The following is a 17,983-nucleotide window of genomic DNA, read 5'->3' as shown; positions in this document are numbered from 1 at the left end:
AATTAATTTGCGGAAATTTGTGCAATTAGTGGCAAAAAAACTTTTCCATCATATAATCCGTGACAAAAAAACGAAACGAAAATGCAAAAAATAAAAACAGCACTATTATCATACGGAATGTCGGGGAAAGTTTTTCACGCCCCGTTTTTAAACCTTCATACGGGATTTGAATTATTAGGTTCCTGGGAAAGAAGCAAAAAACTCATTCAGGAAGATTATCCAAACGTAAAAAGTTATCCTTCCATCGACGAATTATTAGCCGATGACGTTGATTTGGTTATCGTAAATACCCCGGTTGGGACCCATTACGAATATGCAAAAAAAGTATTACTGGCCGGAAAACATGCCGTTGTAGAAAAAGCGTTCACCACTACTGTGGCCGAAGCCGAGGAACTGGCAAAAATTGCGAAAGACAAAGGACTGAAGTTGGCCGTTTTCCAGAACCGACGCTGGGACAGTGATTTTAAGACCGTTCAAAAAATAATCAATGAGGGCGTTTTAGGAGATTTGGTCGAAGCCGAGTTTCACTTTGACAGATACAATCCGTTACTGAGCCTGAAAGCACATAAAGAAACCGTTAATGACGGCGCCGGAATTCTGAAGGATTTGGGACCCCATTTAATCGATCAGGCTCTTGCTTTGTTTGGCTCGCCGAAAGCTGTTTTTGGGGATATCAGAGTGACCCGGGAAAATTCTCTTGTAGACGACTGGATCGATTTGGTATTGATTTACAATGATTTCAGAGTTCGTTTAAAAGCAAGTTTCTTTGTCAGGGAAGCGAATCCCGCCTATACCCTTCACGGAAAAAAAGGATCCTTCCTCAAACCCCGCGGGGATGTTCAGGAAGACGATTTAAAACTCGGAAAAAAACCGGATTCAGCATCCTGGGGAACAGAATCGGAAAGTTTGCAGGGCCTTTTGCATACCGAAATTAACGGAAAAGAAGTGCGTGAAAAAGTACCAACACTTCAGGGGAATTATTTTTCATTTTTTGATGGTGTTTATGAATCAATTGCCAATAATAAAATAGAACCGGTTACGGCACAAGACGGTGTAAAAGTAATGCAGATTATCGAAGCCGCTATTGCGAGCGCTGCGCAGCAAAAGGTTATCGTTCTTTAGCTGTTTTTTGCCCGCAGATTTGGCGGATTATGCGGATTAACAAGATATTTTTTTCAATCCTTTTTATGCGTGATCCTGATCATTTTGTATTGATAAAAAACTTTGAATAGTATAATTAAAACTTTGCCCGCAGATTTTGCAGATTACGCGGATTGACACAGATTTTAAATTCATTTAATTATGTGATTTCGATAGTTATCGGAAAGGCAAAAAATAAAACCAGTGACAACCCGCCTAACCCGTAAAACCTGCAACCCAATGCCTTTTCTGCTTCATTTAGATTAAATTTATAAACAATAACGTTATAAATCAGGGAACCGAAAGGGTTTGGTAGTCTGTAAAGTAGCTTTTTAGTACTTTTGCCACACAAACATTAAACGCATTATTTTGATCAATTTCAATCCATTATCATTCTTCCAGGCCAAAGGAAAAATTAAGAAAGTCTACAGAGAGGCAAAAGCTTCTTATTTAAACCGAATTCGTTTTGCTGTCGGAATGTTTTATTTTGGAATGGGTTTAAGTTTTGCCACCTGGGCCAGCCGCATTCCGGATATTAAAACCGCTCTTCACCTCACCGAAGGAGATTTGGGATCTATACTTTTTGCATTGCCGGTGGGTCAGTTGGTGATTATGCCTTTTTCAGGAAAAATGGTCACCAAATTCGGAAGCCATCGTATCCTGATTTTCTCGCTGATCATGTATGTTTTATGCCTTACCAATTTAGGTTTGGCAACGACCGTTTTACAATTATCGTTAGGCTTGTTTTTGTTCGGGTTGTTTGGAAACTTAGCCAACATTGCCGTCAATACACAAGGCGTTTATACCGAAGTCCTTTTCAAAAAAACAATCATGTCGTCTTTTCACGGAATGTGGAGCTTTGCCGGATTTACAGGGGCTTTGGTAGGTTTAGGAATGTTAGCCTTAAAGTTAAGTCCGCTGCACCATTTTTTAATTGTGGGGGGAATTGTACTAATCATGGTCGCCTTTAATTTTAAATTTCTGGTGAGGGCCAAAGAGAAAATTAAAGTAAAAACCGGAGAAAAGAAAAAGCTGTTTGTGAAACCGGACAGCGCATTAATCTGGCTGGGCGTGATTGGTTTTTGCAGCATGGCCAGCGAAGGGGTTATGTTTGACTGGAGCGGAGTCTACTTTAAAGATGTTGTCGAGGCACCGGGACCGTTGGTGGTTTTAGGGTACACGTCCTTCATGATTATGATGGCGGGCGGACGATTTTTAGGAGACGGAATGATCAATAAATTTGGCCGTGAACGCGTTATGCAAATCAGCGGTGTGATGATTTCTGCCGGACTTTTTACCGCCGTTTTTCTTCCTTACCTCATACCTTGTACCATTGCTTTTATGTTTGTTGGGCTGGGAGTCGCTACGATTGTTCCAACCGTTTACAGTATGGCCGGAAAAAATCCGACAGTGCCGCCCGGAGAAGCTTTGACGATAGTTTCCAGCGTTAGTTTTCTTGGTTTTTTAATGGGACCTCCGGTAATCGGGCACATTGCCCAAAACTTTGGACTTCAGTTTTCTTTTGCATTTATCGGAATCTTTGGCGTTCTGATTGCCTTTATGGTTTCTAAAATCAGAACTGCTTAATTAAGCATCTTTTCGAAGATCTTATGGCACACGATACGATTTCATGACGAAATTAGATTGTTGTAAATCTGTATGGATTTAGAATTCTTTATTCACTTCTAAAATAAAATAGTAAGAAAAGTATTATTTTAATTAATAATGCTATCTTTGAAGCGCGAATACTTGTTCGGCCATTTTATAATACCTTTTTTCCAAAGACCAATTTTATCCTTTGATGTAAGGATTGAATGTTTGCTTTTTTAAACATTTTAATCCCAAAGTATTTATCAAAGTTAATTGGTGTTATCCATGAGAAAAAAGTACATCTTGTTTTTTATTTTGCTGCCTTTTGGACTTGCTTTTGCACAAAAGGAAATTTCCATTTCAGGAATCGTGATTGATGCAAAAACACAAAACCCTTTAGAGAATGTTGTCGTTAGCATTCAGAATTCTGCTGTCACGCAGCTTACCGGAGCAAACGGAAAATTCGTATTGTATTCTTCCCTCAAAGGAGAGCAGTTGCTTTTGGTGCACAGTCAGGGGTATAAAGATTTGCTGCTGAAAATAAATATCTATGCCAACCTTACTTTAGGGATTTTACAATTGGAAGATAATTTTACAGATGAGGTACAGGGCACCTTAATTACCCTGCTCGAAAGTGATTTGTCTGATGATAACAGTTCCAGCGAAATGACTTCCGGTCTTTTACAATCAGCAAAAGATGCATTTTTTCAGGCCTCCGCGTTTAGTTGGGGACAGGCCCGGTTTAAAGTACGTGGTCTGGACAGCGAAAACGGGACCATGATGCTGAATGGAATGCCCATGAATAAAATTTACGACGGAAGGCCGCAATGGGCCAATTGGGGAGGATTAAATGATGTACTTCGAAATCAGGAATTTTCTATTGGCGGAGCAGCTTCGCTTTATAGTTTTGGAGGGATTTTGGGCACGCAGCAAATTTATACGCGGGCTTCCCTATATAGAAAAGGAGAACGTCTTACTTTCTCCGGAAGCAATACAACGTACAACTGGCGCGCTATAGGAACCTATGCTTCAGGCATGAATTCTTCCGGCTGGGCGTATGTCGTTTCAGCGGGGAAACGCATCGGAAATGAAGGTTATTTTGAAGGAACAAATTTCGATGGGGAATCTTTTTTTCTAAGTATCGAAAAGAACGTAAACAAACGGCACTCGATTAATTTTACAGGATTTTATACGCCAAATTCCCGTGGAAAAAACTCCGCCAATACAGCTGAAGTTACTCAATTGACATCTGGAAAATACAATTCCTACTGGGGCTGGCAAAACGGAAAAAAGCGGAATGCGAGAGTTAAAAATATAGAAGAACCGCTTTTAATGCTGAACCATTATTTTAAGATAAATGAAAAAGCAAACCTGAATTCGGGCATGATGTACCAGTTTGGGAAAACAGGAAACAGCAATATCGATTATCAGAATACACCAAGTCCGGATCCTGTTTATTATCGAAAATTGCCCAGTTATTTCAGCTCTATGTATGCGGCTGACAAAGGAGGATTCTCAGGAGACTTTACGCCTGACCATGAAAATGCCGAAAAAAGTAAAGAATCGTTTTTGAACAATCCGCAGATTAACTGGGAAGAAATTTATCGTGCCAATCAGAAACCCATAACAAATGCCGAAGGAATCATCACAGGATACGGACCCGTACAAAGTCATTATGTTCTGTACGAAGACCGGACGGACGACAAGACATTTGCGGCAAATTCAAACCTAAATATCCAACTCACAGAAAACAGTGCTTTTGACGGCGGAATTACTTTTCGGAATTTGAAAGCGCATCATTTTCAGCATCTTTTAGATTTACTGGGAGGGGAATATTTTATGGATATTGATGCTTTTTACAATGGCAATCAGGCACAATCTGATTTGCGAAATCCAAACCGACAGGTAAAAGTGGGGGATCAGTATGGCTACAACTATAATCTTCTGGCAACGACTGTTGATGCGTTTACACAATTTAAATTCAATTATAAAAAAACGGAGTTTTACCTGTCACAATCGTATTCGGTGTCCGATTATCAAAGAGAAGGATTGTATCAAAACGGAATTTATCAAACCACTTCACTGGGTAAAAGCCAAAAAGTAAATTTTGAAAATTTTGGTTTCAAAAGTGGATTGACGTATAAGATTTCAGGAAGACAAGGACTGTTTTTTAATGGAATGTATCTGACAAGGGCACCTTCACTTCGCAATACTTTTTCAAATTCAAGGCTCAACAACGCTATTGTGAACGGAATTGAAAATGAAAAAATAAGCAGCGCAGAAGGAAATTATGTATATCGTTCGCCTACACTTAAAATCAGGACAACCCTTTACTACAGTCTGATAAAAAACACTACCAAAACCTCTTTTTTTTATGTCGAAGGAATTTTTGATAAAGGTGCCGGATATAATAATACCGATGCTTTTGTAAGTCAGACACTAACGAATCTGGACAAGAAAAATATCGGAACTGAACTTAGTTTTGAATATCAGATTTCGGCAACATTGAAAACGAGTTTATCTGCAGCATACGGCCATTATACGTACAGCAGTAACCCAAATGTATCGATCACCAATGATGCCAATGCTGCAAAAACGAATGCACAGGCCACTTTTGATTTTGGAGAATCCAGGCTAAAAAATTACAAACAGCCGGGTATGCCACAACAGGCCTGTTCATTGGGTTTGGAATACAGGGATCCTAAATTCTGGTGGCTTGCTGCGAATATTAATTATTTGACAAATAATTATATTGATGTCTCCCCAATTGCAAGAACGAATCGGTTTTATATCAATTCAAAAAATGGTTTAGCTTTTCCGGAAGCCACCGAAGAAAGGGCTAATGAATTATTAAGGCAGGAAAAATTCAATCCCGTTTCCTTATTAAATGTCACGGGAGGAAAATCCTGGCGGGTTTTTGGAAAATATGTTGGGTTTTTTGCCAGCATAAATAATGTTTTTGATTCCTATTACAAAACAGGTGGTTTTGAACAGGCAAGAAATGCCAATTTTAGGGCACTTAATCAGGATGTTTCCAGCGGGACTCCATCATTTGGACCCAAATATTTTTATGGCTACGGAAGGACTTATTTCGTAAACCTTAGTATCACTTTATAAACCTTACAAAACATAGTATGTTATGAGAAATATATATTTAAGCGCTTTTCTAGCCATACAATTATATCTGTTTTGCGCGTGCAGCACGGAAATTGAGATGCCTAAATTAGGCTGTGAGCAGGCGAACCTGTCCGTAAATCAGACCGTAGAAAAAGTAAAAAGTGTTTCCGGTTTAGTTCCGAAGCAGTACAATTATGATGATGTCATTGAAGGCTATGTGGTATCGTCAGATGAAGGAGGCAATTTCTTCAGGACGATTTCTTTTCAGACATTAGGGAACGAGCAATATCCAGAAACAGGATTTAGTGTTGCTGTTGATGCAGCGAATAGCTACGTAGACTTTTGTGTCGGAAACAGAGTCTATATAAAACTAAAAAATCAATATACAGATCTCAGTTATGGTGCGTTAAGGATTGGCAGTTTGTATGCCAGTAATTCGGGTGAACCAACAATAGGCAGGGTTTCACAAAATGATTATAAAAACGTGCTGAATGCTTCTTGCGTAGTGGTTGATGAAAGCCAGTTAGCGCAGTCTCTTTCGATAGAAGAAGCTTTACACGAAAACAAATTAAACACGTTAGTAGACCTTAAAGACGTGCAATTTACAGAGGCGGCAATCGGTCGTCATTATTTTGAGGAATCCAATGCTATTGGGGGTGCGACCAATTGGAACCTGACAGACAAGACGGGAAATCAAATTATTTTCAGGACCAGCAGTTTTGCCAATTTTGCAGCCGGTATCGTACCTGACGGGAGCGGAAAAGTACGTGGGGTGATCACAAAATTCGGATCCGACTATCAATTGGTGGCCCGATTTGAAAGCGATGTTATGATGGAAGGCAAAAGAAGTGCGCCTTTCTTTTCGGAGGATTTTCAGTCGGTAAAAAACAATGTGAATTTTAATCTTCCGGGCTGGGGCAATATCGTAGAAAAAGCGTCTAAATTATGGAAAAGTATGGTGTACGGAGGGAATGGTTATGCCGAATTCAATACCACCAGCACCACTGCTGCAGAAAATATTGCCTGGCTGGTTTCTCCTAAAATTGATATGGAATCCTATAAAAATGCTGTGTTGTCTTTTAGAAGTGCCCAACATGACCTGAAAGTTGATTCCCCGCTGAATGCATTGGAAATTTATGTCTCAGAAAATTTTGACGGCTCAAACCTAAAGAAAGCCCAATGGACAAAATTAACTGCAAAGATCGCCACACAGTCAACGCCTTCCCGTCAGTTTATAAGCTCGGGAGCGATAGATTTGTCGCCTTATTCCGGAAAGATCAATATTGCCTTTAAATATATCGGTTCCGGAAAAGACAAAACGTTAAATGGAGCCTTTATGATTGATGATGTAAAAATTTATGGAGAAAAATAGATACAACTTTTTTTAAAAATTAAATTAAAGCATTGGTTTTTAGTGTATTATTTAAAAATAAATAGTTTTTAAGCCTGAGCCTGTTAAAATTTAATTGGATTTTGTATTTTGGTCGTCCCAAATCGATACAAATACCATGAAAAAAATCTACTTACTTGCCATCATCATGATGGTATTTCCATGTTTAGTACATAGCCAGGATGCTCCTCCTGTCCGATTAAAACAGATTAACATTGTAAAAACAAATTACCAAAATTACAAGGATGGTGAAATTGTAAATAAAACAGTGGTTTTTAGTGAAGGAAAAATACAAACGATTACTACTTCCGATGTTATTCAGAAATTTTTTTACAACAAAAACGGTTTACTGGACATGACTGTAAAAGAAAAAGTTGGAAGCGACTGGAAAGAAGTGATCAATTATACGTATGATGCTGATAACAACATTATAAAATTCGTAAACAAATACCATGAAGGGAATGACTACATTACCAAAACGGTAACTTTTACTTACGAAGGAGCGCGAATAAAAGCAATCACCAAAAAAAGTAGCAACCACCAGAATATAGTGGATGACATTGAATACATTGTTGAAAATGGTATTATTGTAAGACGTACTTCACGCGATAGAAACAAGCAGATTATTGGCAAAATAGAATACGTTTATGTAAATGATAATGTATCTAAACATAAAGGTTTAGTGGGAGATAAAATCTCTAAAACCTATACGTACGATGATAAAAAATCGGTTGAATCCTTAATTGTTCAGAATCTTTTTGGAGACAACTACAAAATAATCGTACCGATGATTTCCTATCATGAGGATGAATTTACTTTTGAGACTATTTCCTATAATAACGAAGTGAATTTCAGCCCTTCATCTACAGCTTTGGTAGCGGTAAGCCGAAAATATAAATACAATAAATTGAATTATCCAATTTCCTGTTCTCAGCTTGAAGAAAACGGTATTGTAAAAACAGAGAAGACTTTTATTTACGAATAAAGACTTATACTATATTTTTTAAGTCCTTTAGAAATTAAAATCTTAATTTCTAAAGGACTTATTCCTTTTAAATAAAGACCATAATTTCCCAAATGGAACTTAAAAATTAAATTCTATAAGGGTAGTAGCTCACAAATCATTAAATTTGCACCTTATTCAAAGCTATGTTAGAAAAAGAAGTTATAAATTTTGAGAGAACGGCCATTGTTGGTATCGTAACTCAAAATCAAAGTGAGGAAAAACTAAACGAATATCTGGACGAATTAGAGTTTTTGACTTTTACCGCAGGAGGGGAAGTGATCAAACGTTTTTCGCAAAAAATGGAACGCCCGAACCCGAAAACTTTTGTCGGAACAGGTAAAATAGAAGAAATTAATCTTTTTGTAAAAGAACACGACATATCAACTTTAATTTTTGATGATGAATTATCGCCATCACAACAAAAGAATATCTCGAAAATTATAGACTGCAAGATCTTAGACAGAACCAATCTGATTCTGGATATTTTCGCGCAGCGCGCTGAAACTTCTTATGCAAGAACCCAGGTAGAATTGGCGCAGTGTATCTATTTGTTGCCAAGACTATCCGGTTTGTGGACACACCTTGAACGCCAGAAAGGTGGTATTGGTATGCGTGGTCCCGGTGAAACGGAGATCGAAACCGACAGACGTATTGTACGTGACCGAATTGCATTGTTGAAAGACAAAATCAAAACGATCGATAAGCAGATGGGAATTCAGCGTAGTAATCGCGGAGCAATGGTACGTGTGGCTTTGGTAGGTTATACCAACGTTGGAAAATCGACTTTGATGAATGCTGTTGGTAAAAGCGATGTTTTTGTAGAGAATAAATTATTCGCAACGCTGGATACAACGGTTCGTAAAGTGGTGATTAAAAACCTGCCATTCTTACTTTCTGACACGGTAGGTTTTATTAGAAAATTACCAACACAATTGGTGGATTCTTTCAAAAGTACACTGGATGAGGTTCGTGAAGCCGATCTGCTGCTGCATGTGGTGGATATTTCACATGCTGATTTCGAAGATCACATTGAATCTGTAAATCAGACGTTATTAGAGATCAAAAGTAATGACAAACCCACTATTATGGTTTTCAATAAAATTGATGCTTACAAACACCTGACGATCGATGAGGATGATTTGATTACCGAAAAGACAAGAAGACATTACACGCTTGAGGAATGGAAACAAACCTGGATGAGTAATGTAGGTCAGGATAAAGCGTTATTTATTTCGGCAACCCAAAAAGAAAATTTCGAGGAATTTAGGGAAACTGTTTATGAAGCTGTTCGCCAGATTCATATCACAAGATTTCCGTATAATAAATTTTTGTATCCCGATTATAAAGATGCAATTGAGAAAGAAGAAAAACAAGATGAGGAATAAATAAAAGTTGTACCGCAAAGAACGCAAAGATTATATCGCCTTACCTTTATAAACACAAAGTTCGCAAAGCTAAATCCAGATAAAGCTTTGCGAGCTTTGTGTTTTTGCGAGAAATATTAATTTTTTCATTTTGCGAATATTTTTTGTCTCGCAGATTTTGCGGATCTATTTTAAAAAATTATTAAAAAAGAAAATCTGCTTAATCAGCCAAATCTGCGGGAAACTTTACTGCACAGTTTTAAATCTAGGTCAAAACCTTAACCGCAAAGTTCGCTAAGCTTTTCATATTAATCTCGCAAAGTCGCAGAGTTTTCTTTAGGTTTTTAAACTTGGAGTCTCTTCGGTAAAAATACAATCGGTTCCTTTTTACATTAGAATCCGAAATTAATTCCAAGACCAAAAACTTCCCTGGTTTGAAATCCCTGAAAGGCATTGTCGTCATAAATAGCCTGAAAGGCTAAATTGGCCGACAGGAATTTGTTTACTTTCATCACAATATTCAGCGAGTAATTAATGTCTACATTCTGTGGATCTTCTAAATAATTAGAATATAAATTCAGACTGTTTTCTGCCGTTACATTGGTCATAATGGCAAGTTTGTAATACACGGAAGCATAAAAACCAAGCTCATAGCGTATGGTTTTGTTGGCATCTACGCCAAAATAAGCTCCGTCAACATAAGGCAACCCTGTTCCCTGATCGATTCCTGAAGTATAGGCACCGTCTACAAAAGTGAATTTTGAGGTTAGAGGGGCAAAGTTTATTTTGAGATTATCGTCTTTAGACCAATACAGACCGGGACCTGTTGTAAGATAACCGGGAGACATAAACTGGGTGTTTTCTGTACGTATTTCTTTTCCATTTACATCTTTGCTATAAAGGTAACCCGTCGAGAATTGTGTTCTGAAATTTAAAAAGAAAGAGTAATACCATTCCCCAAAAGCTCTTTTTCCTACTATTGAGTTAAATTCCAAACGGTCATCCGTCTTTTTTCCGAAATCAGCATTTTTAGTTTGTAAAATACCGTAAGAAGCCAGAATTTTATTGTCCCAGGTAATGTCGTCTTTTTTGTAATTAAAGTCGTAGTTGATTCCTAAAGTTCCGGAGAAGCTGTCTTCGCCACCTGCGAGCCAGTTGTTAAAACTGGATTGATTGAGCAAAAGAGATACAATTCCTTTTGCTTTCCAGCCTTCATCTTCAATCGTGTCATTTATTTTTTTTACGGCTTTTTCAGTATTTTGAACTAATTCTTTTTCGGAATTTTGTGCCTGAACAAAAGTAAGATTTGCTAAAACGAAGAGTAATAAGAATATCTTTCTCATAGTATTTAGTTTAAAGTGTAATAACAAATATACTAAAAACCGCCAGATTCTGTAGGATTATTGGTGCTTAAAGCGCGTTATTTCTTAGCTTCCTTGTATAAAGGTACTGCAGAACAAGCTTCTCCATACATAATGCTTCTTGCAAAAGGCTGCAGATAAGTTGTCGCCAAAATATAAGCACGCACAGGAACGGGTTTTTTCGAGCAGCCTTTTACGATAACAGGTTTGTTCTTGTAGGCTGAGTAATCAATCTTACTTAGGATGTCTTCGTATAAACTTCCGTTTAAATCCTCGATGGTACCGTTGACTGTTTTTTTGGCATAAGGCGCCAGTTGAATGGCAACCAACAATAAAGCCCAGGCCGGAATAATAGCATCGGTACTGCAGTTAACGGCAACATACTGATCCTGATACTGAGACCAGTCATGATTTTTTAAATGCTCCCTGAAGTCTTTTTCTTTTAATAAAAAACCTTCCAGAAGCCACTGTGAAATGTCAAGCTGCACACGCATTCCGTTAGGGTAGTAATCTTCAAGATCAAATACCTCCAGTGCACTATTGGCAACTTTGTTGATTATTTCTTCCATATGAAAAAGTTAGTTTCAGGTTTAAAGTTTCAGGTTACGCAACTTTAAACCTGAAACAAATTTTATTAAAGCATTCCTAATTCTAACTTTGCCTCTTCGCTCATTAAGTCTTTACTCCATGGCGGATCAAAAGTAATTTCTACATCAACATCTTTTATGTGTTCGATTGTTTTTACTTTTTCTTCTACTTCCCTTGGCAAACTTTCTGCCACCGGACAGTTTGGAGACGTTAACGTCATCAGGATTTTTACTTCGTAATCGGTGTTTACCATTACGTCATAAATCAGTCCTAATTCGTAAATATCTACAGGGATCTCAGGGTCGTAAATTCCTTTTAAAACTTTTACGATTGATTCTCCTAATTCGTTTGTGTCTATTTCTTGTTCCATTTTTATTGTTTTTTTTTTTTGCCACGAATTTCACAAATTTCCCGAATTAAAAAGTTCGTGTTAATTTGTGAAATTCGTGGCAGAAGAAATTTAATTTTTACTTTTAGCGTCAAAAGCCAAAGCGTACATTTTAATATTTTTTATCATCGACACTAATCCGTTTGCACGGGTTGCCGATAAATGTTCTTTTAATCCGATTTCATCTATAAAATCGGTGTCTGCTTCCAGAATATCTTTTGCCTTCTGATTCGAAAAAGTACGGATTAAAATAGCAATGATCCCTTTCGTTAAAATGGCATCACTGTCTGCCGTAAATACAATTTTATCGTCAGTTTGTTCGCCTTGTAACCAGACTTTGGACTGACATCCTTTAATTAAATTGTTGTCCGTTTTGTATTCCTCTTTTATTAACGGAAGACTTTTTCCCAGTTCGATGATGTATTCGTAACGTTGCATCCAGTCATCAAACATTGAAAACTCATCAATTATCTCGTTTTGAATTTCTTTTATTGTCATAATTATTCTTTAGCAAAATCTACCAATAAGTTGACCAGTTTTTCTATTTCCTTTGGAGGAAAACCATTGTCAAACCCTTTTGTTTCGTAGGTTTTTCCGTTTGAAGTTATTTTTAAATTTCCGATGGCAGCACCATCGTAAAAACGTTTTTCTGTCGGGGCTTTCAGATTTGGAATGCTTTCTAAATTGACTTTTTCAAATTCAGCAACAATTTTGTTCCATTTTGCAGCGTCAATTTTGCTTTTAACAGCTTCATCGTTTCTGCCATTTGTAACAGAAACAGATTCGTTTTGAACAAGTATCTTTTTATAAAGGCCTCGTGAAACAGCTGAATATTCAATTTCTGTTGTTGTCATGTCTGTTTTTTTTTGGCTTGAACAACCAGTTACAATAAAGACAGTTAAAAGTAATAAAGATACTATTCGCATAAGTTTGTTTTTTTTAGCTTAACATTGTTTTTGCTTTTTTGACGGCTTCTACCATCAGATCAATTTCCTCTTTAGTATTGTAAAAAGAAAAAGAAGCACGAATCGTTCCGGGAATACAAAAGAAATTCATAATCGGCTGTGCACAATGGTGTCCCGTTCTCACCGCTATTCCTAATTTATCAATGATAGAGCCAATATCGTAAGGATGAATGCCATCAATATTAAACGAAACTACTGACGCTTTATTCTTTCCGGTTCCGTAAATTTTCAGCCCTTCAATCTCTAATAAACTTTTTGTGGCATGTGCCAGTAATTCTTCTTCCTGCTTTTGGATATTTTCAAAACCAACGCTATTCAAATAATCAATCGCTGTACCTAATACAATTCCGCCGGCAATATTTGGGGTTCCGGCCTCAAATTTATGTGGCAGATCGGCATAAGTTGTTTTTTCGAAAGTAACTTCCTTGATCATTTCACCACCGCCCTGATACGGAGGAAGTTTGTTTAGCCACGCTTCTTTTCCGTATAAAATTCCGGTACCTGTCGGACCGCACATTTTATGTCCGGAAAAAGCATAAAAATCGCAATCCAGATCCTGAACGTCCGGTTTTAAATGCGGAACAGCCTGTGCACCATCAATCAAAACAGCCGCGCCGACAGCATGTGCTTTTTCGATCATGTATTTAATTGGATTGATGATTCCCAAAGCATTTGAAATATGGTTGACCGTAACCACTTTTGTCTTTTCGGAAAGAAGTGCCTCATAGGCTTTCATAATCAATTCACCGTCTTCGTTCATCGGAATGACTCTCAGTACAGCCCCCGTCTTTTCACATAACATCTGCCAGGGCACAATATTACTGTGATGTTCCAGAGACGAAACAATTACTTCGTCACCCGGTTTTAAAATCGAAGCGAAACCATTGGTCACTAAATTGATTCCGTGTGTAGTTCCGGAAGTAAAAAGGACTTCGTGTGCGAATTTAGCATTTATATGGTGCTGTACCTTACCACGGGAAATCTCGTAGGCATCGGTAGCCAATTGACTTAAAGTATGAACACCGCGATGAATATTGGCGTTTATTTCCTGATAATATTTCGCGATAGCATCAATCACAATTTGTGGTTTTTGCGAAGTGGCACCGTTGTCGAAATATACTAAGGGTTTTCCGTTTACCGTTTGTGAAAGTATCGGAAATTCAGCTCTTATTTTTTGAATATCTAGCATGTCTTATTTAGAAAAAATCTATTTACAAAAGTACTAAAACTAAATTGTTTTATGCGGCTATTCTATAATTTCCTTTTATGACGCTATCAGGGGAAGGCGTAAATGTTGATTTTTCAGTTTTTAATCTGGATTTGCAAATATTCCCCGATTGTATTTCTAAATGGAGTTGTAATAACATGTTTATAAATTAATTATATTGCAGGAAAAAGCTGAAAAATTATGAAAAAAATCCTCAAACTGCTTGCACTTGTTGTAGTTATTGCCTTTTTATATTTTGGATTTACGACTTATCCAAAACTTGATTTGATTTCCGGGTTTTCGGCCAAAAGTGTGGCTTCGGGACATTTTCTGGATCGCCGTCCTTTGGATTTGATTCAAAAAACGGACAATGATATCAAGATGATCGATTTGGCTTCCAACTCGATTGATGAAGCCGGAAAGTTTGTAACGTCAAACGTATACGGATTAAAAGAGCGCAAAGCAATTTATCGGGAAGGTTTGGGTGCCACTTTAATTAATGATGATTTTGATGTTTCAAAACCTTACCTGTTGCCAAAAAGGTCAAAATCGAAACCATTGCCTTTTCCCTATGGAAATATAGATCCGGTGGACACCCTTTTTTCGAATGTGGATTATTCAAAATTAAAAAAAGCGGTTGATGATTCTTTTGATAAAAACGGAGCAAAAACAAAACGTACACGTGCAGTTGTAGTCTTGTACAAAAATAAACTGATAGCCGAAAAATACGATACCGGTTTTACAAAAGACAGCAAAATTCTGGGCTGGTCCATGACAAAAAGTATTACCAGTTCGGCTTTTGGAGTTTTAGCCAAACAGGGAAAAATTGATATTTATAAACCGGCTCCAATTGCGGAATGGAAAAATGACGATCGTAAAAATATAACGATAAACGATTTATTGCATATGAATTCCGGTCTAGAATGGGAAGAGAATTACAGCACGATTTGCGATGCGACCAAAATGCTTTTTGAGGCTGAAGATATGGGAAAAGTACAAATGGATAAACCGGCTCAGTTTAAACCCAACACACATTGGAATTACTCTTCCGGAACTACAAATTTATTGTCCAGAATTTTAAAAAATCAATTTAAAACGCAACAGGAATATCTTGATTTCTGGTACAGTGCCGTAATCGATAAGATCGGAATGAACTCAATGATTGTGGAGCAGGATATGTCCGGAACGTTTGTGGGTTCTTCCTACGCATGGGCAACAGCACGTGACTGGTCTAAATTTGGATTGTTATATCTTCATAAAGGAAACTGGAACGGAGAACAAATTCTCGATGAAAACTGGGTAAAATATACGTCAACACCAACCAATACTTCTGAAGGAAAATACGGAGCGCAATTTTGGTTAAATGCCGGAGGCAAATTTCCGGATGTGCCTCGTGATATGTATTATTGCAGTGGATACCAAGGGCAGATGGTAGCGATTATTCCGTCTCTGGATATGGTTATTGTGAGAATGGGATTGAAAGAGGCAGATCAGGGATTTGATTTTAATGGGTTTTTGAAGGGGATAATTGAAAGTGTGAAGAATAAATAAGAAAAGTAAATATTATGATAGAGGAAATTAAAAAATCAATAAATTCAATTTTTATTGAAAGAGTTTCAAGTCCTTTTTATGGGACTTTAATTGTTTCTTGGCTTATTTGGAATTGGAAAATTGCTTATTTGACTTTTTTTGTAGATCAGAAAAAAATAAGTATAACTAAAATAGAATTTATTGTAAAAAATTATAGTGATGTTTGGCATTTGGTTTATTGGCCTTTGATTTCAACTTTGATTCTACTTACAATTATTCCCTTTGTAACTAATGGTGCATATTGGTTAGATTTAAAGTTTACTACATGGAGAGTGAATCAAAAAAATGAAATAGAAGGGAAAAGGTTATTAACTTTAGAACAATCCATAAAACTTCGTTCTGAATTAAGGGAATTAGAAGAGAATTTTGAAAAGTTGTTAGATAAGAAGAATGAAGAAATTCAATTACTGAAAGTTGAGTTAAATGGAATTAATATTCCTGATGTTTCTGGAAATACTCAAACAGATTATTTCAATCTTTCTGATTATAATCTTTTAAAGGATAATAATTTGATTGATGACTTTGTTAAGTGTTACAAAAGCTTAGAAAGTGGACGCGGTAAACTTCCCTCAGATGTAAAAGATCCTGTGAAAGAATTTCTTGTTTTGAATAAGTATATTTCACGAATTAATTCAGATTATTATCAAATGACTGAAAAAGGAAGAGGAACATATTTAAAGATATTTAATAATAGTTTTAAAGGAGAAAAAATCTCGGTAGATTATTAAAAAGAAATACATTTCTTCCTTATAAAAGTAAATTTAACCGCAAAGAAAGCTAAGTAAAAAGCGCAAAGTCCGCAAAGTTTTTATATAAACTTTGCGGACTTTGCGTAAATCTTTGCGAACCTTGCGGTTAAGCTATTACAAATCGAACCCTAAATTAACGCCTAATTTCATAGCGATAATTTTAGTAATGCGTTGTTTTAATTCCGGTATTTTAATACTTTCGATCACGGCATTTGAAAAGGCGTACATCAATAAAGCTTTTGCTTCTTTCTTTGGAATTCCACGGGACTGCATGTAGAACATGGCGGTTTCATCCAATTGTCCGACAGTACATCCGTGAGAACATTTTACGTCATCAGCAAAAATTTCCAATTGCGGTTTTGCATTGATTGTTGCTTTGTCGCTCAATAAAATATTATTGCTTTTTTGGAAAGCGTTTGTTTTTTGAGCTTCTTTCTCTACATAAACTTTTCCGTTGAAAACTCCTGTAGAGCGATCCGAGAAAATTCCTTTATAATCCTGGAAACTTTCGCAATTTGGCGTTGCGTGATTTACCAGCGTATAATGGTCTACGTGTTGTTTTTCACCGATAATTGTGATTCCGTTTAGAGTACTTGTCAGTCTTTCTCCAAAATGGTAGAAGTTCAGGTTGTTACGTGTCAGATTTCCTCCGAAAGAGAACGTATGTACGTAAACATGGCTTTCCTGTTGTTGTGAAACGTAAGTGTTATCTACCAGGTTGGCTTCACTGTTATCGTTTTGAATTTTGTAATAATCAACAATAGCACGTTTTTGAGCAAAAATCTCTGTAACCGAATTGGTTAAAACAGGATTTTCATTCAGGCTTTGGTGACGTTCGATAATCTGAACATGTGAATTTTCTCCGACAATAATCAGATTTCGGGGCTGAACCATTAGTGCAGCTTCATTTCCTGTGGAGAAATACATCACTTCAATAGGTTTGTCCGCTACTTTTTTCTGTGGAATATTGATAAAAGCCCCTTCACTTGCAAAAGCGGTATTCAGCGAAGTCAGACTTTCGTCTTTGCTTGCAATCTGATTGAAGTAGGTATCAATAACCATTTTATATTTTGGTTTGGTCAATGCCGATGACATTAAGCAAACGTCGATTCCGTCATGTGTTGTCGAAGACAAATGTGAACTGAAAACACCATCGATAAATACTAATTTGTACGTATCGATTTCGTGTAAAAAGTATTTTTTTACCTGATTAAATTCAATTGCATTTTCCTGCTTCGGAAAAACCGTAAAGTCATTTTTTAGGATGGCGTTTAGCGATGTATATTTCCAGGCTTCTTCTTTTTTGGTTGGGAAACCTTTATTTTCGAAGTTTTTTAGGGCGTTCGTGCGTATGTCATGTAAATCTGAATGTACATCAACACGCTCTTCAAAAGCCATAAAAGACGATACTAATTTTTCTTTTAAATCCATTGTTCTTTTGTTTCCTTCGGTGTTTCAGGTTTCAAGTTTCAGGTTACCTGTTGCGACTTGTTACCTTTAATATCCGTTTTTTTGTTTCAGGTTAAAG

15 protein-coding genes are annotated in these 17,983 nt (G+C 36.9%); 8 read left to right on the top strand and 7 right to left on the bottom strand.

Features of this window, described 5'->3' with window-relative positions; translation table 11 throughout:
• Nucleotides 1-81: 81 nt before the first annotated feature.
• The 6 genes from LPB89_RS02430 (at nucleotide 82) to hflX (ending at nucleotide 9,628) form a co-directional block, all read left to right on the top strand.
• Nucleotides 82-1,122, top strand: coding sequence for a Gfo/Idh/MocA family oxidoreductase (locus LPB89_RS02430; RefSeq protein ID WP_230700103.1), 1,041 nt, complete (start codon nucleotides 82-84; stop codon nucleotides 1,120-1,122).
• Nucleotides 1,123-1,509: 387 nt separating this feature from the next.
• Nucleotides 1,510-2,727, top strand: coding sequence for an MFS transporter (locus LPB89_RS02425; protein ID WP_230700102.1), 1,218 nt, complete (start codon nucleotides 1,510-1,512; stop codon nucleotides 2,725-2,727).
• 288 nt (nucleotides 2,728-3,015) lie between these two features.
• Nucleotides 3,016-5,847, top strand: coding sequence for a carboxypeptidase-like regulatory domain-containing protein (locus tag LPB89_RS02420; RefSeq protein ID WP_230700101.1), 2,832 nt, complete (start codon nucleotides 3,016-3,018; stop codon nucleotides 5,845-5,847).
• Nucleotides 5,848-5,869: 22 nt separating this feature from the next.
• Complete coding sequence (locus LPB89_RS02415; protein ID WP_230700100.1) at nucleotides 5,870-7,219, top strand: DUF5689 domain-containing protein; 1,350 nt, start codon at nucleotides 5,870-5,872, stop codon at nucleotides 7,217-7,219.
• A gap of 136 nt (nucleotides 7,220-7,355) precedes the next feature.
• Nucleotides 7,356-8,222, top strand: a complete 867-nt coding sequence (locus LPB89_RS02410; RefSeq protein WP_230700099.1) for a hypothetical protein — start codon at nucleotides 7,356-7,358, stop codon at nucleotides 8,220-8,222.
• Nucleotides 8,223-8,386: 164 nt separating this feature from the next.
• On the top strand, nucleotides 8,387-9,628 hold the full coding sequence (gene hflX, locus LPB89_RS02405) for a GTPase HflX (protein WP_230700098.1): 1,242 nt from the start codon (nucleotides 8,387-8,389) through the stop codon (nucleotides 9,626-9,628).
• A 371-nt stretch (nucleotides 9,629-9,999) separates the two neighbouring features.
• Here the strand turns inward: hflX and LPB89_RS02400 are convergent, their stop codons facing one another.
• The 6 genes from LPB89_RS02400 to LPB89_RS02375 all read right to left on the bottom strand — a co-directional run bounded on the left by LPB89_RS02400 (nucleotide 10,000) and on the right by LPB89_RS02375 (nucleotide 14,098).
• Nucleotides 10,000-10,950, bottom strand: coding sequence for a DUF3078 domain-containing protein (locus tag LPB89_RS02400; RefSeq protein ID WP_230700097.1), 951 nt, complete (start codon nucleotides 10,948-10,950; stop codon nucleotides 10,000-10,002).
• Nucleotides 10,951-11,027: 77 nt separating this feature from the next.
• Nucleotides 11,028-11,537, bottom strand: coding sequence for a DUF2480 family protein (locus tag LPB89_RS02395; protein WP_230700096.1), 510 nt, complete (start codon nucleotides 11,535-11,537; stop codon nucleotides 11,028-11,030).
• 65 nt (nucleotides 11,538-11,602) lie between these two features.
• Nucleotides 11,603-11,926: an SUF system Fe-S cluster assembly protein gene (locus LPB89_RS02390; protein WP_053472865.1), complete on the bottom strand. Its 324-nt coding sequence runs from the start codon at nucleotides 11,924-11,926 to the stop codon at nucleotides 11,603-11,605.
• 90 nt (nucleotides 11,927-12,016) lie between these two features.
• Nucleotides 12,017-12,442 carry a SufE family protein gene (locus LPB89_RS02385; RefSeq protein WP_230700095.1) on the bottom strand — a complete coding sequence of 142 codons (426 nt, stop codon included), beginning with the start codon at nucleotides 12,440-12,442 and terminating at the stop codon, nucleotides 12,017-12,019.
• Nucleotides 12,443-12,444: 2 nt separating this feature from the next.
• Nucleotides 12,445-12,798 carry a hypothetical protein gene (locus LPB89_RS02380; protein ID WP_370635444.1) on the bottom strand — a complete coding sequence of 118 codons (354 nt, stop codon included), beginning with the start codon at nucleotides 12,796-12,798 and terminating at the stop codon, nucleotides 12,445-12,447.
• Nucleotides 12,799-12,883: 85 nt separating this feature from the next.
• On the bottom strand, nucleotides 12,884-14,098 hold the full coding sequence (locus LPB89_RS02375; protein WP_230700093.1) for an aminotransferase class V-fold PLP-dependent enzyme: 1,215 nt from the start codon (nucleotides 14,096-14,098) through the stop codon (nucleotides 12,884-12,886).
• Nucleotides 14,099-14,317: 219 nt separating this feature from the next.
• Between LPB89_RS02375 and LPB89_RS02370 the strand changes: the two genes are divergently transcribed.
• Both LPB89_RS02370 and LPB89_RS02365 read left to right on the top strand, forming a co-directional pair.
• Nucleotides 14,318-15,667 (top strand): serine hydrolase, encoded by a 1,350-nt coding sequence (locus LPB89_RS02370; protein ID WP_230700092.1) that lies wholly within the window; start codon nucleotides 14,318-14,320, stop codon nucleotides 15,665-15,667.
• Nucleotides 15,668-15,681: 14 nt separating this feature from the next.
• Nucleotides 15,682-16,434 carry a hypothetical protein gene (locus tag LPB89_RS02365; RefSeq protein WP_230700091.1) on the top strand — a complete coding sequence of 251 codons (753 nt, stop codon included), beginning with the start codon at nucleotides 15,682-15,684 and terminating at the stop codon, nucleotides 16,432-16,434.
• Nucleotides 16,435-16,569: 135 nt separating this feature from the next.
• On the opposite strand, the gene sufD is transcribed toward LPB89_RS02365, so the two are convergent.
• The gene (gene sufD / locus LPB89_RS02360; RefSeq protein WP_154340143.1) at nucleotides 16,570-17,886 is read right to left on the bottom strand and encodes a Fe-S cluster assembly protein SufD; all 1,317 of its coding nucleotides are present in this window, start codon (nucleotides 17,884-17,886) and stop codon (nucleotides 16,570-16,572) included.
• Nucleotides 17,887-17,983: the final 97 nt, after the last annotated feature.

It is taken from the genome of Flavobacterium sp. ENC, from assembly GCF_020991415.1.
Taxonomy (GTDB): Bacteria; Bacteroidota; Bacteroidia; order Flavobacteriales; family Flavobacteriaceae; genus Flavobacterium.
Note: the sequence above shows the minus strand (reverse complement) of the source record. Positions and strands in the feature narration are given on the sequence as shown.